Genomic DNA, 23036 nt, shown 5'->3' with positions numbered 1-23036 from the left:
GGCTTAGAAGGTCTCCCAGTCGTCGTCGGAGGCACCGGCCGCGGCCAGCGCCGGCTTCTCGCCGTTCAGCGCCGGACGCACCAGTGCGGGCTTCTCGGCCGGCTTGGGCGATGCTGCAGCGGCCTTCGCGAGACGCGGGCCGTAGCCGCCCGCGGCCGGCGCTTCCTTCGATGCGCGTGCGGCGGAATCCGTCGGGCGCTTCGCTTCGTGGCGCGTCGTCGGTGCCGCGGACTGCGGCGCGGGCGCCGCGCGGCGGGCCGGCTGGGCGGCGGCCTGCGGTGCATGCGCTGCCGGCGCGGCGTCGTAACGGTTCTCCGACGGCAACGCCGGGGCCGGTGCATGTGCGGCCGGGCGCGCGGCGCCGCGCACCGGCACCATCGCGATGCCGCCCGCGACGCGCCAGTCCGACACGATCGCCTTCATCTGGCGCGTCTGTTCCTCGAGCGACGCGGCCGCCGCCGCGGCCTGCTCGACGAGCGCCGCGTTCTGCTGCGTGACCGAGTCCATCTGGCCGACCGCGCGATTGACCTGCTCGATGCCGGTCGACTGCTCGTCCGACGCGGCGCTGATCTCGCCCATGATGTCGGTCACGCGGCGCACGGCCTGCACGATCTCGTCCATCGTCGAACCGGCCCGCGCGACGAGCGCCGACCCGCTTTCGACCTTCTCGGCCGAATCGCCGATCAGCTGCTTGATTTCCTTGGCGGCGCTCGCGCTGCGCTGGGCCAGCGAGCGCACTTCGCCCGCGACCACCGCGAAGCCGCGGCCCTGCTCGCCCGCGCGCGCGGCTTCGACCGCCGCGTTCAGCGCGAGGATGTTGGTCTGGAACGCGATGCCTTCGATCGTGCCGATGATGTCGACGACCTTGCCCGAGCTCGCCGCGATGTCCTGCATCGTCGACACGACCTGGCCGACGACTTCGCCGCCGTGCGTCGCGATGTCGGACGCGTTCACCGCGAGCTGGCTCGCCTGCCGCGCGTTCTCCGCGTTCTGGCGCACGGTGCCCGTCAGCTGCTCCATGCTCGAGGCGGTTTCCTGCAGCGACGCGGCCTGCTCCTCGGTGCGCTGCGACAGGTCGGTGTTGCCGGTCGAGATCTCGCGCGCGCCGACGTCGATCGACTCGGTGCCGCGATGCACGGCCTGCACCATCGTCGTCACCGCGTCCTGCATCCGCTTGATGCCGCCGAACAGCCGGCCGATCTCGTTGGTGCTGGACACGTTCACCGGCTGCGTGAGGTCGCCGCCGGCGATGCGCTCGAAGTGCGCGATCGCGTCTTCGAGCGGATTGGTGATCAGCCCGCGCAGCGCGAAGCGGATCGCGATCACGACAACGAACGCAATCGCGACGCCGGCCGCGATCAGGCCGATCATCATCGAGATCTGCGACTGCGTCGCGGTCTGGCGTTCTTCCGCGCGCTTCTGCAGCGACGCGACCACGGCCGCTGCCGCCTGGTCGTACGCGACGAACATCGGGCTGATCTTGGTGTCGGCGACCGCGTGATAGGCCGCCATGTCGCCCGCGCGCGCGGCCGCGAATTCCGGCTCGACGCCTTCCTTCACGATCGTCGCGTAGCGCGCGGCGAGGTCGTCGACGAGCGCCTGCTCGATGCCGAGCTTCGGCGTTGCCTGGAACGCCTGCCAGTTCTGGTTCGACTTCGTGTACAGCTCCTGTGCGCGCTCCAGCACCTTGCTCGCGTCGGCCGTGTTACCGGCCTCGGTCAGCGAGCGGAAGCGGTCGAGCGACACGCGTGCGCGCAGCAGGTACGACGACGTGTCGTCGAGCGTATGGATCGCCGGCAGATCGACGTGCGCGATCTCGTCGAGCGAGCGGCTCGCGTGATCGAGCGCGTAAAGGCCGAGGCCGCCGACCGCGGCGGCCAGGCCCACGAGGATGAGTCCGACCGCCGTGAGCGTCGTGCGGATCGACCAGTTATGCAACATTGCAGATTCTCCCGAAATTCCTGCGTGCGCGGCGCACTTACCCGCCGAGCGTTTCGATCAACGCCATTTCCCGGCTCGACATCAGCTTCTCGATGTCCATCAGGATCAGCATGCGGCCGTCGACGGTGCCGAGGCCCGTCAGGTACTCGGTCGTCAGCGTCGCGCCGAATTCCGGCGCCGGCATGATCTGGTCCGTCTGCAGCGTCAGCACGTCCGACACGCCGTCGACCACCATCCCGACCACGCGGTTCGACACGTTCAGGATGATCACGACGGTCTGGTGGTCGTACTCGACGCGGCCGAGATGGAACTTGATCCGCATGTCGACGATCGGCACGATGATGCCGCGCAGGTTGATCACGCCCTTGATGAAGTCCGGGGCGTTCGCGATGCGCGTGACGCTGTCGTAGCCGCGGATTTCCTGCACCTTCAGGATGTCGATCCCGTATTCCTCGTCGCCGAGCGTGAAGACGAGGAACTCCTGCCCCGTCGCATCGCCATGCGCGGCGTCGCGGCCTCTGGTAGCCGCGTTCGCCGCGGCCGGATTGATCATTTGGACTTCAGCAGACACGTGTGCCCCCAATCGGTTGAATGGCGAGAGTCAGAAGATCGCGAGCTCGGCGCCGGCTCGGGCGCCGTGCATCGCACGGGTTTCGCGGTTCAGCGCCGCGACGTCGACGATCAGCGCGACACTGCCGTCGCCGAGAATGGTCGCCGCCGAGATGCCGTGCACCTTGCGGTAGTTGGTTTCGAGGTTCTTCACGACCACCTGCTGCTGGCCGACCAGCTCGTCGATCAGCATCGCGAAGCGGCGCCCCTCGGTTTCCATGATCGTGACGATCCCCTGGGTCGGATCGGTGCGCGCGTCCTCGACCGAGAACACCTCGTGCAGCGCGACGAGCGGCAGGTATTCGCCGCGCACGCGCACCACGCGCTCGCCGTTGCCGACCGTGTAGATGTCGTCGTTCGACGGCTGCAGCGACTCCATCACGAAGTTCAGCGGCAGGATGAAGATCTCGCTGCCGACCTTCACCGACATCCCGTCGAGGATCGCGAGCGTGAGCGGCAGCACGATCCGCGTGGTCGTGCCGCGGCCGGCCTGCGACGAGATCTCGACGTGGCCGCCCATCGACTGGATGTTGCGCTTCACGACGTCCATCCCGACACCGCGGCCCGACACGTCGGTCACGGTCTCGGCGGTCGAGAAGCCCGGCGCGAAGATCAGTTGCCAGACTTCGTCGTCGCTGATGTTGTCGGACACCTGCATGCCCTGCTTCGCGGCCTTCGCGAGGATCCGCTCGCGGTTCAGGCCCCCGCCGTCGTCGCTGACCTCGATCACGATATTGCCGCCGTGATGCGCGGCCGACAGCACGAGCTGGCCGACCGCGTCCTTGCCGGCGGCGACGCGCTTGTCGACGGTCTCGATCCCGTGATCGAGGCTGTTGCGCACGAGGTGCGTGAGCGGATCGATGATCCGCTCGATCAGGCTCTTGTCGAGCTCGGTCGCCTGGCCGAACGTGACGAGCTCGACCTGCTTGCCGAGCTTGCCGGCCAGGTCGCGCACGAGCCGCGGGAAGCGGCTGAACACGTAGTCCATCGGCATCATGCGGATCGACATCACCGCTTCCTGCAGGTCGCGCGCGTTGCGCTCGAGCTGCGCCATCCCGTTGAACAGGCGGTCGTGCAGCGCCGGATCGAACGCGCTCGCGGTTTCCGCGAGCATCGCCTGCGTGATCACGAGCTCGCCGACCAGGTTGATCAGCTGGTCGACCTTCTCGACGCCGACCCGGATCGAGCTGCCTTCGGCGCCCGATGCGGCGGCAGCCGGGCGCTGACGCTTGTCGTCGTGGTGCGCGGCGGCCGGCGCCGCGGGTTCGGCGTGCGGTTGCGGCGCCGGTTGCGCGGCGGCGCTCGGCTGGGCCTGCGGTACGGCGGCGGCCGGTGCGGCACCGGGGGCTTGCGCGAATACCTCGACCCGCGCGGCCGGCTCCGGCGTGGCTGCCGGCGTAGCTAACGATTCGGCGGCCGGCGTGGCGGCAGGCGCCGCCGGTGCGGCCGGCGCGGTGCCGCGCGCGATGCGGATCTGGCTGTCGTCGATCACGAAGCAGCACACGGCGACGATGTCGTCGGACGTCACGTCCGATTCGAGCCACAGGGTCAGGTCGGCGCCCGCTTCCTCGCGACCGACGATCCGGCCGAGATTGCCGAGTTCCTCGGTAAGCAGCGCCTGGTCCTTCGGGTCGACGCCGACGAGCGTGATCTTCAGATGCGGGCCGTCCGCGCCGACCTCGGCTGCCGGATGCGCGGCGGCGACGGCCTGTTCGACCACGTGATCGGGCGCCCCGTTGCTGCTGGCGGCCGGTGCCGGCGCCGGTGCAGCCGCCACGGCAGGCGCGGCCGGCGCAACGTCGGCGGCCGCGGCCGCACCCGCGCCGCTCTCGGCCTTCAGGCGTTCGAGCTTCGCGCAGATCGTCGCGGCGGCCGCCGCGTCGGGTTCCGCGCTCGCGCGATAGTCGACGAGCTGGTCGGACAGCACGTCCTTGGTCTCGAGGAACGCGTCGACCATTTCCTTGGTCAGCGTCAGCTCATGGTTGCGTGCGCGGTCGAGCAGCGACTCGAGGATGTGGGTCGTCTCGGTCAGCGCGGAAAAGCCGAACGTCGCCGCGCCGCCCTTGATCGAGTGCGCCGCGCGAAAGATCGCGGCCAGGTCCTCGGGGTCGGGCGAGCCGACGTCGAGGTTCAGCAGCAGCTGCTCCATCTGCGCGAGCAGTTCGTCGGCTTCGTCAAAAAAGGTCTGGTAGAACTGCGTGATGTCGAGAGTCATGCCCGGTCACCGGTTGGATTCGTCGCGTTCATGTCAGGAGGCCGTCTGCTCGGACAGCGTCGCGACCAGGTCGACCAGCACGGCCGGGTCGATCGGTTTTTCGATCCAGCCGGTCGCGCCCGCTTCGCGCGCGGCGTCCTTGAACGCATCGCTGCCTTCGGTCGTCAGCACGAGGATCGGCGTGTCCGCGTACGCGCTCAGCTTGCGCAGCGCGGCGATCACCTCGAGCCCGTTCCTGCGCGGCATGTTCTGGTCGGTCAGCACCAGGTCGTACGGCACGGTGGCCGCCATGTCGAAGCCGGCTTCGCCGTCCGGCGCCACCGTCACGTCGTAGCCGGCCTGCGCGAGCGTTGCCTGCAGCAGCGCACGCATGGTCGCGGAGTCGTCGATGGCGAGAATGGTCCGGATCATGTCAGCCTCCGCGGGGCCGCCCCGACGGCGCAGCAGGGAATTCGCGGAGCATCGCTTCGCGCCTGCGCGGCCGGCCGGCTTTGCAGGGCCGGCCGTGGGCCGCTGAGCGCCCCCTCGGGGGGCAGCGAACAAAGTGAGCGTTGGGGTCGTTTCATGCGTGTCTCGGAATCGGGGAAACGTCAGGGTTTCGGCGCCACGGCGACGGCGCTCGCGAGCACCGGTTGCGCGGCCGGCGTCGGGCCGCCGAGCTGCTGGGCCAGCAGCTTCGAGCCCGCCGCGTCGGCCGACAGCGTCGTGGTCGTCGCGTCGTCGCGCATCAGCGCGTCTTCGGATTTGCGATTCAGCACGATCACGCTGATCCGGCGGTTTTCCGGATCGAGCGGATCGGCCTTGTTCAGGTTCTGCGTCGACGCGAGGCCGAGCACGCGCAGCACCTTCGCCTCGTCCATGCCGCCCGTGATCAGCTCGCGGCGCGACGCGTTCGCGCGGTCGGCCGACAGCTCCCAGTTGCTGTAGCCGCCTTCGCCGCCCGCGTACGGCACCGCGTCGGTGTGGCCCTGGACGATGATCCGGTTCGGCACGTCGTTCAGCGTCTTGCCGATCTCGCGCAGGATGTCGCGCATGTACGGCTCGACGTGGTCGCTCGACATCGCGAACATCGGCCGCTTCTGCGTATCGACGATCTCGATGCGCAGCCCCATCAGCGTCGAATCGATGCGGATCTGCTGCTTGAACTGGCGCAGCGTCGGGTTCGCCTCGATCGCCGCCATCAGCTTGATCTGCAGGTCGTGCAGGCGCGCCTGTTCGAGCCGGTCCTGCGCGCCTTGCGCCTGCGAGCGCGAATGCTGGTCGCCTGCTTTCGCGACACGGTCGGCCAGCGACGTCGTGCCGTCGGTGCGGCGCAGCGTGCCGGCGTCGACGCTCGACAGGTCGCGGCCGCCGCCGTTGATGATGCTGGAGTCCTGCGAGCTGCGATCGCCGCTGCCGAACAGCGCGGCCTTCAGCGGCGTGTTGAAGTACTCGGCGATCCCCTTCAGTTGCACCGGCGTGACCGAGCTCAGCAGCCACATCAGCAGGAAGAACGCCATCATCGCGGTCATGAAGTCCGCATACGCGAGTTTCCATGCGCCGCCGTGATGGCCCTTCTTCTGCGGGGCCACCCGTTTCACGACGATCGCGCGATCCTTGCCATTGCTCATCGAACGCTCCGCGTCACTTTGCCTTCACGCGGCGCACGTGCTCTTCGAGCTCCGTGAACGACGGACGCTCGGTCGAGAACAGCACCTTGCGGCCGAACTCCACCGCGATCGCCGGCGCATAGCCGTTCAGGCTCGCGAGGATCGTCACCTTGATGCACTGGAACATCTTGGTGGACTCGGCGACGCGCTGCTCCGCGAGGCTCGCGAGCGGCCCGATCAGCCCGTACGACAGCAGGATCCCGAGGAACGTGCCGACCAGCGCCTGCGCGATCATCGCGCCGAGCACCGCGGGCGGCTTGTCGGCCGACGCCATCGTGTGCACGACGCCCATCACGGCCGCGACGATCCCGAATGCCGGCATCGCGTCGCCGACGCGCATCAGCGCGTGCGCGGGGCCCTCGCCTTCCGTGTGGTGCGTCTCGATCTCCTCGTCCATCAGGCTCTCGATCTCGAACGCGTTCATGTTGCCGCCCACCATCAGGCGCAGGTAGTCGGTCAGGAATTCGACGATGTGGCGATCGGCGAGGATCTTCGGGTATTGCGTGAAGATCGGGCTCTTGTCCGGATCGTCGATGTCGGCCTCGAGCGTCAGCGTGCCTTCCTTGCGCGCCTTCGCGAGCAGCACGTACAGGAGCGCCATCAGCTCCATATAGACGTCCTTGGTGTACTTCGAGCCCTTGAAGAGCGTCGGCAGCACACGCAGCGTCGCCTTGATGGTCTTCATGCCGTTGCCGAGGATGAACGCGCCGACGCCCGCGCCGGTGATCATCAGGATCTCGAGCGGCTGGACCAATGCGCCCAGATGCCCGCCTGCCAGCGCATAACCGCCGAAGACGGACAACAGCGTCACGAGTGTTCCCACGATAATCAGCACTGCCTGTCCCTCACGAAAGACCGGCGGGGAGACCGCCGTTAATCAGGTTTACGGCAGTCGGCAGGAAAACTTTCGCGGCAGCGCCGGCGCGGCGCGGCGGTGTTTACCAGCAAGCCCCCGGCCGGTTCGCGCGGCGCGCGGCAGCCGCCAGGCTCCCGCTCAGCCCCGCCCGGCGCCGTTCAGGCCGCGGCGGCAGCCAGTTCGGCGCGCGCCGCGGCGGCCTTGCGGGTCTTGCCGGCACGCGACGGCGGCTGGCACAGGCCGCACACGAAACCTTGATGCGGATCATGCGCATGCGCGACAAAGTGGCCGCCGCAGCGCGTGCACGGGGTCATCTGGAGCATCCCCGAGTCGAAGAAGCGCACGAGCGTCCACGCGCGCGTGAGACTCAGCGCGGCCTCGTCGCCGGACAGGTTCACGTGCTCCTGGTAGAGCCGGTACGCCTTCACGATCGACTGGATCGGATCGCAGCGGCCGTGGTCCTGCATGAACCGGTAGATGTTGTAGAACAGCGACGAGTGGATGTTCGGCTGCCACGTCATGAACCAGTCGGTCGAGAACGGCAGCATCCCCTTCGGCGGCGACACGCCCTTCAGCTCCTTGTACAGCTTGATCAGGCGATCGCGCGACAGGCTCGTCTCCGCCTCCAGCAGCTGCAGCCGGGCGCCCAGTTCGATCAGTTCGATAGCGAGGGTGATTTCCTTCACCTCGATCACGACGCTTTTGCTTGCCATGGTGAATAACTGTCCGCTTGACGTTGTTCGGATGAGTGGCCAATACGCCGCCCGCCGGCGCGGCGCGCCGGGACGAACGCAAGGCGAAAAAAGGATCAGCGGACGCTTTCGACCGGCTGGCCGGCCATCAGGATGGCCGAGTGCGCGTGCGTGACGACGTCGCTGCGACCCTTGTCGGCGAGCGACGACAGCAACGCGTGATCGTCGAAGCGGAAACGGCACAGGATCTGGTTCGACGCGGCGAGCTTCACGGTCTGGGCGAGCGTGAGGTTCGCGAGTACGTCGGCCAGTTCCTGGGAAACTCCCATGCGGAACATGCCCATCGCTTTGTCTTCCCGCAGCAGGCGTTGCGCGAGGAGGAGGTACGACAGATTGACCTCTTTGATCTCACTGAGCATTTCGCTGGTGGCGCTCATGATTCCCCCGTTAAGAGCTTTGCTTTGGCCTTTCATGTTATGACAACGTTTGCTCGGTCAGGCCCTATTGGCTTCCGCCGGCACATTTATCAGTCTTACAGGGCGAATTTTGGCCAAACGGCATTTATGCCGGTATCAGCGAAGTGGCGTATGCCGCGCAGGATTTGTCTGTAAACCGTGTAGGAATTTTTCCGACAAGGCGAATTGAAAGGGGACACAAGGCGAGGCAAATGGGGGCGCGAATTCGTCGGAGATGGGGTTCCGCATGGGATGAATCCGGCTGGAGGCCGTCCGGCAAGGCTGCCGGGGCGTGAATCGGTAAAAATTATAGTGGTTTTTCACGATAGCGCAACAATAGTTGCGTCTGTCTCGCATCATGTTTCCGGACCCTTTTTATCGGGGTTTTCTCGTATTTCATGGTGTAACAAGCCTTAAGTGTTTGAAAAAACACTCGAACCCCTCTAGGCGATATCGATAATGGACTCAAACGGGCGGCGGCGTGAGGCGCACCGCCCCGCCCCGCAGCTTGCCGCCCGGCGTCCGGCGCACCCCGCAACGGACCCGGCCACGTATCGCAGAAAGCGTACGTCGGCGAGTTCCGCAACCTTGTATCGGACCAGCATGCGCACTCGAGCGCCCACGCTGGTCGACATCGGAGAACGCCCATGCGTATTGCCCAGATCGCGCCGCTTTACGAAGCTGTCCCGCCGAAACTCTACGGCGGCACCGAGCGTGTCGTGTCCTACCTCACCGAGGCGCTCGTCGAGCTCGGCCACGATGTGACGCTGTTCGCCAGCGGCGACTCCGTCACGTCCGCCCATCTCGAGGCGGCATGGCCGCGCGCACTGCGGCTCGACCCGTCGATCCGCGATTCGATGGCGCCCCATATGCGCCTGATCGAGCAGGTCGCCCGTGTCGCGCACGAATTCGACGTGCTGCACTTCCACCTCGACTACCTGCCGTTCCCGCTGATGTCGCGCCTCGATACGCCTTACGTGACGACGCTGCACGGCCGCCTCGACCTGCCGGAGCTGCAGCCGGTGTTCGACGCGTTCCCGAACGCGCCGGTCGTCTCGATCTCGAATTCGCAGCGCAAGCCGCTACCGCAGGCCGCCTGGGCCGGCACCGTGTATCACGGGCTGCCCGACACGCTGCTCACGCCGCAACCGGACGTGAAGCCCGAATACCTCGCGTTCCTGGGCCGGATCTGTCCCGAAAAACGGGTCGACACCGCGATCCGGATCGCCGCGCAAAGCGGGCTGCCGCTGAAGATCGCCGCGAAGGTCGACAAGGCCGACGCCGACTACTTCAAGGAAGTGATCGAGCCGCTGCTCGGCGAAGCGCATGTCGAATTCATCGGCGAGATCAACGAGGCGCAGAAGCCGGCGTTCCTGTCCGGCGCGAAGGCGCTGCTGTTCCCGATCGACTGGCCGGAGCCGTTCGGCCTGGTGATGATCGAGGCGATGGCCTGCGGCACGCCGGTTGTCGCGTTCAACCGCGGCTCGGTGCCGGAAGTGATCGAGGACGGCGTGACCGGCTTCATCGTCGAGGACGTGCAGGGCGCGGTCGGTGCGCTGCACCGGATCGACAGCCTGTCGCGCGACGCGATCCGCGCGCGCTTCGATACGCGTTTCAGCTCGAAAGCGATGGCGCGACGTTATGTCGAAACTTACGAATCGCTTTGCACGACGGCAAAACGGCCGACCTTGCGCCGGGTCGCGGGCGCCTGACGCCGAAATTCGTCAGGAAATATTCCGTAAAATTCGCGCCGAAATCGGCGCGGAAAAACCAAAGAGCCGCATCGTCGATGCGGCTCTTTCTTTTTGCGCGGTCATTCGATCAGGAAACGATCGCGGTTTTTCCCGACGATCCAATTCGGCGGCTTGCCGCGTCCGCTCCAGGTTGCACCCGACTTCGGATCGCGGTACTTCGGCGGCAGCGGCGCCTTTTTCGGCGGGCGGCCGCGCCGCGCACGCTCCACGAAGCCCAGGTCCTGGGCCGTGAGGCCATATTCGGCAATCATTCGCTGGACTTCGGCGATCACCGTCGCCACTTCCTGGCGACGCACGTCATCCGCCTGAGCCTGCAGATCGGCGATCTGCGCCTTGAGTTTCGCGTATTGAGACATTTTTCGACTCCCTTTTTTCCATGATGCGGCTCCGGCGAGTCCGGCCGGAACACCAACACCCGTTACGTCGTCCGCACTGCCGCCCTGCTCTTCAAAATTAATACTGCCATCTTTAACCGATTCGGCTATATCGAGAATGCGGACTTATTCTAATAAAGGCCATTCTCCAGCATTCAAATTTAACAATCGTTGACCCTCTTGAACCCGATTCATTTCCTATAATCCAGACCAATTCCGGACGGCGGAATAAATCATCCGCCCAGCCGTTTGTCTTCAACCCACTTGAACAAGGTCCCTACATGAATCTTTCTCAGCGTCTGGCTGCAGAGGCATTCGGCACGTTCTGGCTGGTGCTCGGCGGGTGCGGAAGCGCCGTGCTGGCCGCCGCCTTTCCGGGCCTCGGCATCGGCTTTGCCGGCGTCGCACTTGCATTCGGCCTGACCGTGCTGACGATGGCATTCGCGATCGGCCATATTTCGGGTTGCCATTTGAATCCGGCTGTGAGTGTCGGCCTGACGGTCGCCGGCCGCTTCCCGGCGCGCGATCTCGCGCCGTACATCGTCGCGCAGGTGGTCGGCGCGACGCTCGGTGCGTTCGTGCTGTACTTGATCGCGACCGGCAAGCCGGGCTTCGACCTCGTCGGCAGCGGCTTTGCGACGAACGGCTTCGGCGAGCGCTCGCCCGGCCACTACTCGCTCGGCGCGGCGTTCATCTGCGAAGTCGTGATGACGGGCTTCTTCCTGTTCGTGATTCTCGGCGCCACCGACAAGCGCGCGCCGGCCGGCTTCGCGCCGATCGCGATCGGCCTGTGCCTGACGTTGATTCACCTGATCTCGATCCCGGTCACCAACACGTCGGTGAACCCGGCGCGCTCGACCGGCCCCGCGCTGTTCGTGGGCGGCGAGGCGATCGGCCAGCTGTGGCTGTTCTGGATCGCGCCGATCATCGGTGCGGCCATCGCAGGGATCATTTACCCGCTGGTCGCGGGGCGCGACGACGCCGTCGGCCTGCTGCCCGCATCCGCTCGCACAAGCGAATAAAACACTACGGGGTCACGCGAGCAGAACAGCGAGCCTCACGCTGTCGAACAACATCGAGGCAGGTAATTTGAACGGGCGCCGCTGGCGCCCGTTTTTCATTTCCGCTCAGGAAGCGGCGACGCCGTCGAGGGTGTCCTCGAGCGAGAACAGCGTGCGCAGGTGGCGGGCGACGCCCGCGTCGAAGTTGTTGCCGATCCGCGGGATGTGCGGCAGGTGCGCGATCAGGTCGGGATTCGCGTTGTTCATCATGAACGCGTGACCGGCCGTTTCGAGCAGGTCGATGTCGTTCATGTTGTCGCCGAATGCGATGCAGTGGCCGGTATCGACGCCGAGCCGCGCGAGCACCGCGCGCAGCGCGCGGCCCTTCGACACGTTCGCGGTCATTACTTCGAGGCAGTCGGGCAGCGAGTACGTGACGTACAGCGCATCGCCGAACTGCACGCGCATTTGCTCGGCGACCACCGCCAGATCGGCCGGCTCGCCGATGTACAGCACCTTCGCGATGTCCGCGCCGTCGTGCGCGGCCATGTCGATCACGTCGTACCGGAAACCCGAATCCTGGTGGAATTCGAGCAGGTGCGGCGCTTCGCGGTCGATCAGCCAGCCGCGGTCGGTGAACAGGTTGACGATCACGCGCCCGTGCGCGCCGGTCACGCCCGGCTGCACGAGACCGCGGACGATCGCGGGATCGATGTCCTGCGCGTGGATCGCCGTGTCGTCCGGCGCATGCACGCGCGCACCGTTCGACGTGATCAGGTACGGCCGGATGCCCAGCACGTCGCGGATGCCGGCGACGTCCGCGTAATGGCGCCCCGTCGCGATCACGAACTGCAGGCCGTCGCGGTCGAGCCGGCGGACGGTCTCGATCGTGTACGGATCGAGCTGGTGGTCGCTGTTCAGCAGGGTGCCGTCGAGATCGGTGGCGATGACTTTGTACATGGGACGGAAGAATGGCGCTCAGGGCTCTGCGGAACGGCCATTTTAACGTCGTGCCCGGTTGCCCGCCGGACGGTTCCCGGTCGATCGCCGCCAGCGGCGCGGTTGCGGTGTGCTTTCCTCCCGCCTCGACACGCCGTCAGCGCCCTTCCGCCGCCCGCAGCGCCTGCAGCGCGAGCCGCAGCGCGCCGTGCGCGGAATCGTCGAGCGGCGCGCGCAGCCGGGCGGCATGGCGCGCCGGCACGGCCGGTGCGAGGGCGTCCGCCAATCCGCCGCACAGCGCGACCGGCAGCGCCTGCTGCGGATCGAGCGCGTCGATCATCTTGCCGATCTCGTCGCCCGCCTGCGCGATCAGCGCGCCCGCGACCGGATGCGAACGATGCGCGAGCACGATCGGCGCAAGCCGCGCGTAGGTCGTCTGGTTCGCATCGCACGACCACTGGACGAGCGCGTCGCGATCCTGGGCGCCCGTTTCCGCGAGCAGCGCACTGGCGAACGCATCGCGCGGCACGCGGCCGTCGAGCGCCTGCTGTGCATACGCGAGCGCGCGCACGCCGAGCCATGCGCCGCTCGCCTCGTCGCCGGACGGGAAGCCGAAGCCGCCCGCGATCCGGCACACGCCGGCCGCATCGAGCGCCGCCGCGATGCTGCCGGTGCCGAGCGCGACGATCAGCCCCGGCGCGCCGCCGTGCGCGCCGACGACGGTCGTATACGCGTCGCTCTCGACCGCGAGCGCGCCGAGCGGCGCCTGCGCGCGGAACGCGGCCAGCCACGCCGCATTGTTGACGCCCGCGAGCCCGCAGCCGAGCGCGCACTGCGACCAGTCGAATGCATAACCGGCCTGGGTGAACGCATCCGCGCAGGCCGCGCCGATCGACGCCCACGCGCGCTCGATGCCGAGCCCGAGCCCCGACGGGCCGCCGCGCCCCTGCGCGAGTTCGCGCCCGTGCCGGTCGGCCAGCACCGCACGCGTGCCCGTGCCGCCGCCGTCGATGCCGATCGCAAAAAGTAATGCCGCCATGCCTTCATCCCGCTGATTCGAACAGGCGCCAAGCTTAACCGGATCGGCGCCGCGCGCCCATCTGCCGTTCGGCCGGCTGTTCCGTGAAAAGGGCTTCCGCTATGCTGACGCGATCGAAACGATACGGAAAGCGAGGCAGACGATGTCGCAGCGGTGCAACTGGGTGAAGACGGAAGCGGATGCTCACTATCACGATACCGAGTGGGGCGTGCCGTCGCACGACGATCGCCACCTGTTCGAAATGCTGATCCTGGAAGGCGCGCAGGCCGGCCTGTCGTGGTCGACGATCCTGAACAAGCGCGCGGGCTATCGCGAAGCCTTTGCGGATTTCGACGTCGATGCCGTCGCGCGCTTCACGCCGAAGCGCATCGAGAAGCTGCTGGAGAATCCCGGCATCGTGCGCAACCGCGCGAAGGTCGAATCGGCGGTCAACAACGCGCGCGCCGTGCAGCGCATCCGCGAAGAGCACGGGTCGCTCGCCGCGTTCCTGTGGTCGTTCATCGGCGATGCGCCGATCCAGAACGCGTGGCAGTCGTACCGCGACGCGCCCGCGTCGACCGAACAGTCCGACGCGCTCAGCAAGGCGCTGAAGGCGTATGGCTGCAAGTTCGTCGGTTCGACGATCTGCTATGCGCTGATGCAGGCCACCGGCATGGTCAACGATCACGAGGTCGGCTGCCCGTGCCACGCGCAGTGCGCGGCGCTCGGCGGCAAGCAGCCCGCACGCCGCCGCAAGGCGGGTTGACGGTGCGGGCGTCCGCCGCCCGTCGTTTACCGCGGCCCTGCGCCGGTTACACCGTCTCGACTTCTGAACGGCGGGCCGGCGGCCGCAAACCGCCGGCCGTCAGCCATCAGCCGGAACGACCGTCCCGCCACGGCCTCGGGATTTTCCCGGACCCCAAAAGCAAAACGGCGGAGCGGCTTCTTTCGAAGCACGCTCCGCCGTTTCGCGGCGAACCGACAGACGCTCTTAGTGGAGCTTCTTCGGCAGCATCTGGCTGCGCAGGCGCTTGTGCAGGCGCTTGACGGCTGCTGCCTTCTTGCGCTTGCGGACTGCGGTCGGCTTTTCGTAGGACTGGCGTTCGCGCAGTTCAGCGATCAGGCCATTTTTTTCGATAGCACGGCGAAAGCGGCGAATCGCCACTTCGAACGGCTCGTTTTCTTTCAGAAGAATCGTCGTCATGTCGTTCCTAAATTGCTTAAACGGTCAAAAACGTAGCGGCCAAGCGCCACGCACCGGCCATCCGGGCGTCCCCACAACAGGCGAAACGAGCGGAAATACGGCCTCGGAGGCCGGAAAAGAGAGGCGGAAAGCACCGCGGGTACGCTTCACAAGCCACGTGCAGCGCCGCGTTTGACTGCCAGCAAGAATGCCGAGACGGCACAGGCTTGACAGAAAATCTCAATTCAGCCCGCCATCATAGCAGAGAATCACAGACAAAACCACCCTTTTGCATCGCCCGGTTCGTCGCTCCGCGTGGCGCGGCCGATCGCCCCGTCGAACGGGGCCGGGTGCCGCACCTGCCCGCGGGCGGGCCGGCCAAGCCGGACGGGCCTTTCGGCCGACAGCCATCCTTCCGTCCCGAATTTACCCAAACATCCCTCTAAAGTTTTCGCCGGGTGCCGCCGTCAACCAGGAAAGGCGGGGCAGCGCCAGTCGCGATAAAGCGCAACGCCGAAATCAGAACCTGTCTGTATCCCAGCCATTTTCTAAAACGAGGAAGCAAATGCTGAACATCAACACCAACATCCTTTCGCTGACGACGCAGACGAATCTGTCGGGCTCGCAAAGCGCACTGTCGCAAGCAATCAACCGCCTGTCGTCGGGCAAGCGCATCAACACCGCTGCTGACGATGCAGCAGGCCTGGCGATCTCGACGTCGCAAACGGCGGCAATCAATGCGCTGACGCAAGGTGTTGCAAACGCGAACAACGGCATCTCGATGATCCAGACCGCCAACGGCGCGCTGCAATCGACGGTCGACAACCTGCAGCGTATCCGTACGCTGGCGCAACAAGCGGGCGACGGCTCGCTGGATTCGAGCGCTCGCGCGAACCTGCAAGCTGAAGTGACGACGCGTCTCGGCGAAATCGACCGTGTCGCATCGCAAACGACGTTCAACAGCCAGACCATCCTGGGCGGCACCGGCAGCGTCACGTTCCAGATCGGCGCAGCAGCGAACCAGGTCGTTACCGTCGACTTCGGCACGGCGAACTGGAACAGCACGGGCATGAGCGTGAACACCCTGAGCGTCGCCTCCCAGTCGGGCGCGCAATCGGCGATCACGGCGATCGACGCGGCGCTGAAGCAAGTCAACACGTTCCAGGCAACGCTGGGCGCAGCACAGAACACGTTCCAGGCTGCGATCTCGACGACGCAAACCCAGGCGACCAACATGACCGCCGCTCGCTCGCAGATCACCGACGCGGACTTCGCGACGGAAACGGCGAACCTGAGCAAGGCGCAAGTGCTGCAACAAGCTGGTATCTCGGTTCTGGCGCAAGCGAACTCGCTGCCGCAGCAAGTCCTGAAGCTCCTCGGCTAATCGAGCAGCACCCGCGGCGGGCCACGCGCCCGCCCGCCTCCGGGCCCGGCGGCGTCGCCATGCGACGCATCGCGACGCCGCCGAAACCGCCCGGATCAGAATTCTCCAGGGAGGCACGCCTCCCTCTTTGCATTGAACCGCGGCGCCCCGCCGCATCGCGCACGTTGATTGCGCGGACGACCGGAGCAACGGCATGGCCACCACGACCCCCGTCAGCAGCACGGACATCAGCACCATCCTGGCGAATGCAGGTCAATCGATCATCAGCGGCGCGACCAATTCGTCGCTCGACGTCAATACGCTCGTCACGACGCTGGTGAACGCGAAGACGGCCGGGCAATTGCAGACCCTGCAGACCCGGCAGACGAACGACAATACGCAGCTGTCCGCCATCGGCCAACTGAAGGGGGCGCTGTCCGCGCTGCAGACCGCGCTCACCGGCCTCTCGGACGGCACCGCGCTCGGCAGCCTGGCCGCGACGGCGAGCGGCACGGGCATCGCGACGTCGATCAAGAGCGGCAGCGGCGCGGTGGCCGGTTCGTATTCGGTCAATGTCACGCAGCTCGCGACCGCCAACAAGCTGTCGTCGGCCGGCGTGACGTCGACGGACACGATCTCGGCCGGCTCGCTGAGCATCACCTTCGGCAGCAACGCCGCGTTCAACGTCAACGTGGCGGCCGGCGCGTCGCTGTCCGACATCGCGTCGTCGATCAACTCCGCGTCCGGCAATGCCGGCGTCACCGCGTCGGTCATCACCGGTTCGGACGGCCAGCATCTCGTGATGCAGTCGAACCTCACCGGTGCAGCCAACACGATCTCGATCACGGGCACGGGCGTCAACTCGAAACTGACGTCGGGGTACACGACGGTCACGCCGGCCGCCGACGCGAAGCTGACGATCGACGGCACGCCGGTGTCGAGCGCGTCGAACAACGTGTCGGGCGCGCTGACGGGCGTCACGCTGGCGCTGTCGCAGGCCGCTGTCGGCACGACGCAAACCATCACGCTGTCGCAGGACACGGCCGCGGCGACGACCGCGATCAACAATTTCGCGACCGCGTATACCAACTTCGTGAATACCGCGAAATCGCTGACGAGCTACGACCCGACGGCGAAGACCGCCGGCCCGCTGCTCGGCGACGCGATGATGAACACGATCAGGAACACACTCGCGACGACGCTCAGCAGCGGCGTCACGACGGGCGGCACGACCTATTCGCTCGGCAGCATCGGCATCAACGTGGACTCGACCGGCGCGATGTCGGTCGACACCGCCGCGCTGACCACCGCGCTCAAGTCGAACAGTTCCGCGGTGACGGCGATCTTCAACCAGACGAACGGCATCGCCCAGGCGCTCAATGCGAACATCAACTCGTACACGCAGACGTCCGGCCTGATCGACCAGCGCACCAACGCGATCAACGCCGATCTGAAGAGCGTGCAGGGTCAGGCGACGCAGTTGCAGACCTACTCGGACCAGCTGACCAAGCAATACAATGCGCAGTTCACCGCGCTGAACACGCTGATGGCGACGATGGCGAACAACACCCGCTACCTGACCCAGCTGTTCGGCGGCCAGAACAGCGCCGGCGCGATGGCCAACAACAAGTAAGCCTTGGCCGCCCCCTCCCTTCGGAGCCGAACCATGACGAACGACACCCTGTCCCGCGCCTTCGACCTGACCCGTGCCATGCAGTCGGCGGCCGACGCACGCGACTGGGTGCGCGTCGCGGCACTCGTCGACGAACGCTCGCCGCTGCTGATGAACCTGTCCGGCGAGCAGACCCCGGACGTGCTGGACCAGGTGCGGCAGATCATGGCGATCGACGCGTCGATCACGGAGCATGCGCAGACGGACCGTGACCGCCTGGCTGCGGAATTTGCGCAGTCCCAGGAGCGGATCAAGGCCGCGAGCCAGTACCAGAAGGCCGGCATGCTGTGACCGGCCGGGCGTCTCGCCCGCCGCGCATATCGAATTAAAAGACGCCGCCAGTCGAGCGGTCCGTTGTCGCCGTACCGTCGAGCCGCTTCAATGCGGCTTTTTTTTCGCCTGCAGGCGGGAGCGCGCGCCGGATCGCGCCGGCTACGCCCGCGTCGCCCGCTCGACGGCCGCGTCGATCATCTCGGGCGGCCGGCCCGACGATGCGCGAGCGCGGCTTCCAGCCGTGGCGCGATCCCGCTCGTCACGCGTCCCGGGTCGCCGTCTCGCCGGCCGCGTAGCTTGCCCACATGCCGTGCAGCGCGTCCTCGAGGTTGCGTGCGAAGCGCGACGCATCGCACAGCGGCGACGCCAGCGCGCGCTCGCGCAGGGTTGCACGCAGCGTCGCCAGCCCGTCGCGGTCGCGCGCGAACGCGACGGCCTTCGCGAGGTACGCATCCTTGTCCGTCGCGATCCAGTCGCCCATGCCCGCCGCGTGCAGCAGGCTTTCGCAAATGTGCGTGACGAACCGGCTGCCCTTCATCCCGAGCACCGGCACGCCCATCCACAGCGCTTCGGCCGTGGTCGTGCCGCCCGGGTACGGGAACGGGCTCAGCGCGACGTCGATGCGGTTGTATGCGGCGAAGTATTCCGCACGCGGCGAGCCGCCTTCGAGGATCAGCCGATCCGCACCGATGCCGTGCCGCGCGAAGCGGTCGAGCGTCGCCTGGTTCACGTCGCCGGCGCCGAGCTCATGGGCCTTCAGCAGCAGGCGCGCGTCCGGCAGCGCGTGCAGGATGCGCGACCACAGCGCGACGACCTCGTCGCTGATCTTGATCAGCTTGCCGAAGCAGCCGAACGTGACGCCGCCATGAGTCGCCATCGGCAGCGGGCCGACCGCGACATCGTACGGCGGCGGCGTGAAGCACAGGTAGCTGTCCGGCAGCCGCCACGGCCGTTCGGTGAAGTGATGCGCCTCGTCGGCCGGTAGCGTATGCGCATCGCCGATGAAATAGTCGATCGCGCGGCAACCGGTCGTCGCGAAGAACCCGAGCCAGCTCGCCTGCACCGGCGCGGGCTTGTGCCCGAAGATCGGCAGGCCGCTCCAGTTGGTATGGCCTGCCATATCGATCAGGATGTCGATGCCGTCGTCGCGGATCAGTTGCGCGGCCTCCTCGCGGCCCAGGCTGACCACCTTCTTCCAGCTCGCGAAGTTCGGCCTGAGCCGCGCGGTCACATCGTCCTCGCCGACGAAGGTCACATAGGCATGCGGCTCGATGCGCGACCGGTCGATCCGCGCGAGCACGCTTTCCAGGAAGATGCCGACCGGGTGCTGCCGCAGGTCGCCCGACACGAAGCCGACGCGCAGCGGCCGCCCCTGCGCCTGCGCGACACGCTGCGCGCGGTCGTGCTCGAACGCAAGCGCATCGCGCTCGAGATGTTCGCCGTAGCGGCGCGCTTCAGCGACCCACTCCTGCGGCTCGAACGCGGGCGAACTCGACATGTTGAACAGCATCCGCGAATACGCGCGATGCAGGTCGTGCCGGATCGCCGAGCGGAACGCATCCAGCGCGCCGGCGAGATCCCCTTTCGCCCACAGGATGTCGCCGAGCGTCATCTGGACCTTCAGCGGATCGATGCCGAGCGCCCGCGCGATCTCGGTGTGCTTCATCGCCTCGTCGAACTTCTCGAGCCGAAACAGCGCGGCGGCGAGGTTGTGATGCGCGTCGGCATCATCGGGGTTCAGGTCGATCGCGTGCCGGTGGCTCAGCTCCGCCGCAGCCAGCAGGTTGAGGTTGTGATACGCGAAGCCGAGGAAATTGTACGCATCGGCCAGTTCGGGATCGAGCTCGATCGCGTGCCGGCACGCCTGCACGGCCTGCCCGTATTCGCCCTGCTGGTTGCGCAGGTCGCCGAGCCAGGCCCACGCCCGCGCATGCGCGGGATCGATCGCGATCGCCCGCTCGAGCAGTTCGACCGCCTTGTCGAACTCGCTCATGCGCTGCAGCAGCCTGGCCAGTACGCAGTGCGCGTCCGCGTCGCCCGGATCGAGCCCCTCGCGCGCATGGTCGACCGCACCCCGCAGTTCACCTGCCGCGCGCAGCGTCTCGCTCAGCCCCTGGTGCGCGACACGGAAGCCCGGTTGCAGCGCGATGGCGCGACGATAGGCATCCGCGGCATCGTCGAATTTCTCCTGCGCACGCAGCGCGTTGCCGAGATTGCAGTACGCATCCGCGTATTGCGGCTGGTGCGCGACCGCCTTGGCGTAGCTCGCCGCCGCCGCCTCGTGCTCGCCCAGGTCCTGCAGCGCGTTGCCGAGGTTGTTGTACGCCTCCGCGTAACCGGGCCGCAGCTCGATCGCGCGCGCGCAGCTCGCCATCGCGGCCGCCGGCTCGCGTGCGTCGCGCAACGCGTTGCCGAGGTTGTTGTGCGCCTCCGGATAGTCCGGCCGCAGCCCCACCGCGCGCCGGTAGTGCGTGATCGCGTCGTCGAGCCGGCCGCTTTCGCGCAGCATGTTGCCCAGGTTGTTGAAGTACGACGCGTCCGGCCGCGCGACGAGCGATTGCTCCATCAGTGCGAGCCCCGCGTCGTACTGCTTCAGCTGGCACGCCAGCAGCCCGAGGAAATGCAGCGCATCCGGCTGGCCCGGCTGCGCGGTGAGGATCGCGTCGTACAACGTCTTCGCTTCGGCGAGACGCCCCGCCTGATGGTGCGCCAGCGCGGACTGCAGCGTGTCGTGGATATCGTTCATGCTTCGTGTTCCGAGTTCGTATAGCGTTGCCACATGCCGATGAACGCCGCTTCGAGATGCGCCGCGAACCGGCGCGCGTCGCACAACGGCGACGCGAGCAGCTGCGCGCGCAGCTCGGCGCGCAGCGTCGCGAGCCGCTCGCGGTCGCGCACCGCCGCGATCGCCTTCGCGACGTAGGTGTCCTCACCGTCAGCGACCCATTCGCCCATGCCCGCCGCGTGCAGCACGCTTTCGCAGATGTGCGTGACGAACCGGCTGCCCTTCATCCCGAGCACCGGCACGCCCATCCACAGCGCTTCGGCCGTGGTCGTGCCGCCCGGGTACGGAAACGGGCTCAGCGCGACGTCGATGCGGTTATATGCGTGGAAGTATTCCGCGCGCGGCGAACCGCCCTCGAGGATCAGCCGGTCCGCGCCGATGCCATGCCGCGCGAAGCGCGCGGCGGTCGCGTCGCGCACGCCCTCGCGGCCGAGCTCGTGCGCCTTGAGCAGCAGCCGCGCGTCCGGCAGCGCGTGCAGGATGCGCGACCACGCGCGCACGACGTCGTCGCCGATCTTCACGAGCTGGCCAAAGCAACCGAACGTCGGATGGCCGCTCGCCGCCATCGGCAGCGGGCCGACCTCGACGTCGCAGGCCGGCGGAGTGAAGCACAGGAAGCTGTCCGGCAGCCGCCACGGCTTCTCGACGAAGTGATGCGCTTCGGCGTCCGGCAGCGTGTAGCGGTCGCCGATGAAGTAGTCGATCGCGTCGCAGCCGGTCGACGCGAAGAAGCCGAGCCAGCTCGCCTGCACCGGCGCGGGTTTCCAGCCGAACACGGGAAGCCCGCTCGACTGCGTATGGCCCGCGAGGTCGACGAGGACGTCGATTTCGTCGTCGTGAATCATCCGCGCGGCCGCCTCCGGATCCAGCGCGGCGATCGAACGCCAGCCGCTCGCGTGCGGCTTCAGTTTCGCGGTGATCGCGTCCTCCTCGTCCGTGGTCACGTACACGCGCAGGTCGATGCGCGTGCGCTCGAGGTGCGCAAGCACGCTTTCCAGGAAGATGCCGACCGGATGCAGGCGCAGGTCGCCGGACACGAAGCCGACGCGCAGTGGCCGCCCCTGCGCGCGCGCGGCCCGCTCGCGCGGATCGTGCGCATGGCGCGTCGAACGTGCGGCCAGGTGCCGGCCGTAGCGCCGCGCGTCGGCCAGGTAGTCGGCGGGGTTCACGCAAGCGGACGCCGCCGCGCTGAACAGCAGCCGGTTCAGCACGGTCGCCGCGACGTCGTCGGCGTCATCGCGCACCAGCGCAAGCGCATCGCGATACGCGTGGACCGCGGCATCGACGTTGCCCTGCGCGCGCAGGATGTCGCCGAGATTGACGTGCATCAACACGGCCGGCGGGCCGGCCTGCAACGCCCGCCGGCAATACACCAGCGCCTCGTCGAGCCGCTGCAGCTTCAGCAGCACGACGGCCAGGTTGTGGCACGCGCCGGCGTCCGCCGGATTCAGCGTGACGGCCGTGCGATGGCTGGCTTGCGCCGCGTCGAGCCGGTCCAGTCCGTGATACGCGTTGCCCGCGTGGTTGTGTGCTTCGGCGAGGTTCGGCGCGAGCCGGATCGCGTCCTGCGCATGCACGAGCGCTTCCGCGCAGCGCAGCTGCCGGTGACGCACCGCGCTCAAGTTCGCGTGGGCCATCGCCATCGACGGGTCCAGCTCGATCGCGCGGCCGTAGTGCGTGGCGGCGCCATCGAGGTCGTCCAGGTCTTGCAACGCGTTGCCGAGGTTGTTGTACGCCTCCGCGTAACCGGAGCGCAGCTCGATCGCGCGCGCGCAGCTCGCCATCGCGGCCGCCGGCTCGCGTGCGTCGCGCAACGCGTTGCCGAGGTTGTTGTGCGCCTCCGGATAGTCCGGCCGCAGCGCCACCGCGCGCCGATAGTGCGCGATCGCGTCGTCGAGCCGGCCGCTTTCGCGCAGCATGTTGCCCAGGTTGTTGAAGTACGACGCGTCCGGCCGCGCGACGAGCGATTGCTCCATCAGCGCAAGCCCCGCGTCGTACTGCTTCAGCTGGCACGCCAGCAGCCCGAGAAAATGCAGCGCGTCCGGCTGGCCCGGCTGCGCGGTGAGGATCGCGTCGTACAGCGTCTTCGCTTCCGCGAGACGCCCCGCCTGATGATGCGCCAGCGCCGCCTGCAATGCCTGTCCTGTTCCGTCCATCTCGTCTGCTTTGCTCATTAGGAATGCGGATCGTGTCCGAAGTCGATCCGCCTGCCGCCATGCCCGATCATCACGGCCGACGCCGCCATCCCATCGCGTGC

At 67.3% G+C, this 23036-nt stretch carries 20 protein-coding genes; 6 read left to right on the top strand and 14 right to left on the bottom strand.

What is annotated here, in order from left to right:
* Positions 1-3: 3 nt before the first annotated feature.
* The 8 genes from LMA02_RS00865 to flhD form a co-directional block, all read right to left on the bottom strand.
* Entirely contained in the window at positions 4-1941 is a 1938-nt protein-coding gene (locus LMA02_RS00865; protein ID WP_228906457.1) for a methyl-accepting chemotaxis protein, read from the bottom strand.
* A 37-nt stretch (positions 1942-1978) separates the two neighbouring features.
* Positions 1979-2494: a chemotaxis protein CheW gene (gene cheW, locus LMA02_RS00860; protein ID WP_105833970.1), complete on the bottom strand. Its 516-nt coding sequence runs from the start codon at positions 2492-2494 to the stop codon at positions 1979-1981.
* Positions 2495-2542: 48 nt separating this feature from the next.
* Positions 2543-4765 (bottom strand): chemotaxis protein CheA, encoded by a 2223-nt coding sequence (gene cheA, locus LMA02_RS00855; RefSeq protein WP_228906456.1) that lies wholly within the window; start codon positions 4763-4765, stop codon positions 2543-2545.
* Positions 4766-4798: 33 nt separating this feature from the next.
* A complete protein-coding gene (locus LMA02_RS00850; RefSeq protein ID WP_166726274.1) occupies positions 4799-5176 on the bottom strand; it encodes a response regulator in 378 nt (125 codons plus the stop codon).
* 179 nt (positions 5177-5355) lie between these two features.
* Positions 5356-6375: a flagellar motor protein MotB gene (gene motB, locus LMA02_RS00845; RefSeq protein WP_228906455.1), complete on the bottom strand. Its 1020-nt coding sequence runs from the start codon at positions 6373-6375 to the stop codon at positions 5356-5358.
* A gap of 13 nt (positions 6376-6388) precedes the next feature.
* Positions 6389-7249 (bottom strand): flagellar motor stator protein MotA, encoded by an 861-nt coding sequence (motA, locus tag LMA02_RS00840; RefSeq protein ID WP_006755770.1) that lies wholly within the window; start codon positions 7247-7249, stop codon positions 6389-6391.
* A 179-nt stretch (positions 7250-7428) separates the two neighbouring features.
* A complete protein-coding gene (flhC, locus tag LMA02_RS00835) occupies positions 7429-7983 on the bottom strand; it encodes a flagellar transcriptional regulator FlhC (protein WP_011655680.1) in 555 nt (184 codons plus the stop codon).
* Positions 7984-8078: 95 nt separating this feature from the next.
* Positions 8079-8399 (bottom strand): flagellar transcriptional regulator FlhD, encoded by a 321-nt coding sequence (gene flhD / locus LMA02_RS00830; protein WP_006751074.1) that lies wholly within the window; start codon positions 8397-8399, stop codon positions 8079-8081.
* A 665-nt stretch (positions 8400-9064) separates the two neighbouring features.
* Here flhD and LMA02_RS00825 point away from each other — a divergent pair.
* Positions 9065-10129, top strand: a complete 1065-nt coding sequence (locus tag LMA02_RS00825) for a glycosyltransferase family 4 protein (RefSeq protein ID WP_228906453.1) — start codon at positions 9065-9067, stop codon at positions 10127-10129.
* A 101-nt stretch (positions 10130-10230) separates the two neighbouring features.
* On the opposite strand, the gene LMA02_RS00820 is transcribed toward LMA02_RS00825, so the two are convergent.
* Positions 10231-10527 (bottom strand): H-NS histone family protein, encoded by a 297-nt coding sequence (locus tag LMA02_RS00820; RefSeq protein ID WP_006751072.1) that lies wholly within the window; start codon positions 10525-10527, stop codon positions 10231-10233.
* 299 nt (positions 10528-10826) lie between these two features.
* On the opposite strand from LMA02_RS00820, the gene aqpZ reads away from it, so the two are divergent.
* A complete protein-coding gene (gene aqpZ / locus LMA02_RS00815) occupies positions 10827-11567 on the top strand; it encodes an aquaporin Z (protein ID WP_228906451.1) in 741 nt (246 codons plus the stop codon).
* Between the two features lie 105 nt (positions 11568-11672).
* Here the strand turns inward: aqpZ and LMA02_RS00810 are convergent, their stop codons facing one another.
* Together LMA02_RS00810 and LMA02_RS00805 are read right to left on the bottom strand one after the other, a co-directional pair.
* Entirely contained in the window at positions 11673-12506 is an 834-nt protein-coding gene (locus LMA02_RS00810; RefSeq protein WP_228906449.1) for a Cof-type HAD-IIB family hydrolase, read from the bottom strand.
* Positions 12507-12642: 136 nt separating this feature from the next.
* A complete protein-coding gene (locus tag LMA02_RS00805) occupies positions 12643-13524 on the bottom strand; it encodes a BadF/BadG/BcrA/BcrD ATPase family protein (protein ID WP_228906447.1) in 882 nt (293 codons plus the stop codon).
* A 142-nt stretch (positions 13525-13666) separates the two neighbouring features.
* Here LMA02_RS00805 and LMA02_RS00800 point away from each other — a divergent pair, with 142 nt between their 5' ends.
* Positions 13667-14269: a DNA-3-methyladenine glycosylase I gene (locus tag LMA02_RS00800; protein WP_175665515.1), complete on the top strand. Its 603-nt coding sequence runs from the start codon at positions 13667-13669 to the stop codon at positions 14267-14269.
* Positions 14270-14494: 225 nt separating this feature from the next.
* Here LMA02_RS00800 and rpsU read toward each other — a convergent pair whose 3' ends face one another.
* Positions 14495-14707: a 30S ribosomal protein S21 gene (gene rpsU, locus LMA02_RS00795; RefSeq protein ID WP_006401410.1), complete on the bottom strand. Its 213-nt coding sequence runs from the start codon at positions 14705-14707 to the stop codon at positions 14495-14497.
* A gap of 544 nt (positions 14708-15251) precedes the next feature.
* Here rpsU and LMA02_RS00790 point away from each other — a divergent pair.
* The 3 genes from LMA02_RS00790 to LMA02_RS00780 all read left to right on the top strand — a co-directional run bounded on the left by LMA02_RS00790 (position 15252) and on the right by LMA02_RS00780 (position 18012).
* Positions 15252-16070 carry a flagellin domain-containing protein gene (locus LMA02_RS00790; protein ID WP_175665516.1) on the top strand — a complete coding sequence of 273 codons (819 nt, stop codon included), beginning with the start codon at positions 15252-15254 and terminating at the stop codon, positions 16068-16070.
* A 193-nt stretch (positions 16071-16263) separates the two neighbouring features.
* Positions 16264-17682, top strand: a complete 1419-nt coding sequence (fliD, locus tag LMA02_RS00785; RefSeq protein WP_228906445.1) for a flagellar filament capping protein FliD — start codon at positions 16264-16266, stop codon at positions 17680-17682.
* Positions 17683-17715: 33 nt separating this feature from the next.
* Positions 17716-18012, top strand: a complete 297-nt coding sequence (locus tag LMA02_RS00780) for a flagellar protein FliT (protein WP_069246849.1) — start codon at positions 17716-17718, stop codon at positions 18010-18012.
* 241 nt (positions 18013-18253) lie between these two features.
* Here LMA02_RS00780 and LMA02_RS00775 read toward each other — a convergent pair whose 3' ends face one another.
* A complete protein-coding gene (locus tag LMA02_RS00775) occupies positions 18254-20740 on the bottom strand; it encodes a tetratricopeptide repeat protein (RefSeq protein WP_228906443.1) in 2487 nt (828 codons plus the stop codon).
* A complete protein-coding gene (locus tag LMA02_RS00770; RefSeq protein ID WP_228907592.1) occupies positions 20737-22935 on the bottom strand; it encodes a tetratricopeptide repeat protein in 2199 nt (732 codons plus the stop codon). Before LMA02_RS00770 ends, LMA02_RS00775 begins: the two co-directional genes overlap by 4 nt.
* Positions 22936-23036: the final 101 nt, after the last annotated feature.

Source organism: Burkholderia sp. B21-005 (genome assembly GCF_020843965.1).
Classification (GTDB): Bacteria; Pseudomonadota; Gammaproteobacteria; order Burkholderiales; family Burkholderiaceae; genus Burkholderia; species Burkholderia ambifaria.
This window is presented reverse-complemented; position numbering and strand designations above follow the sequence as displayed.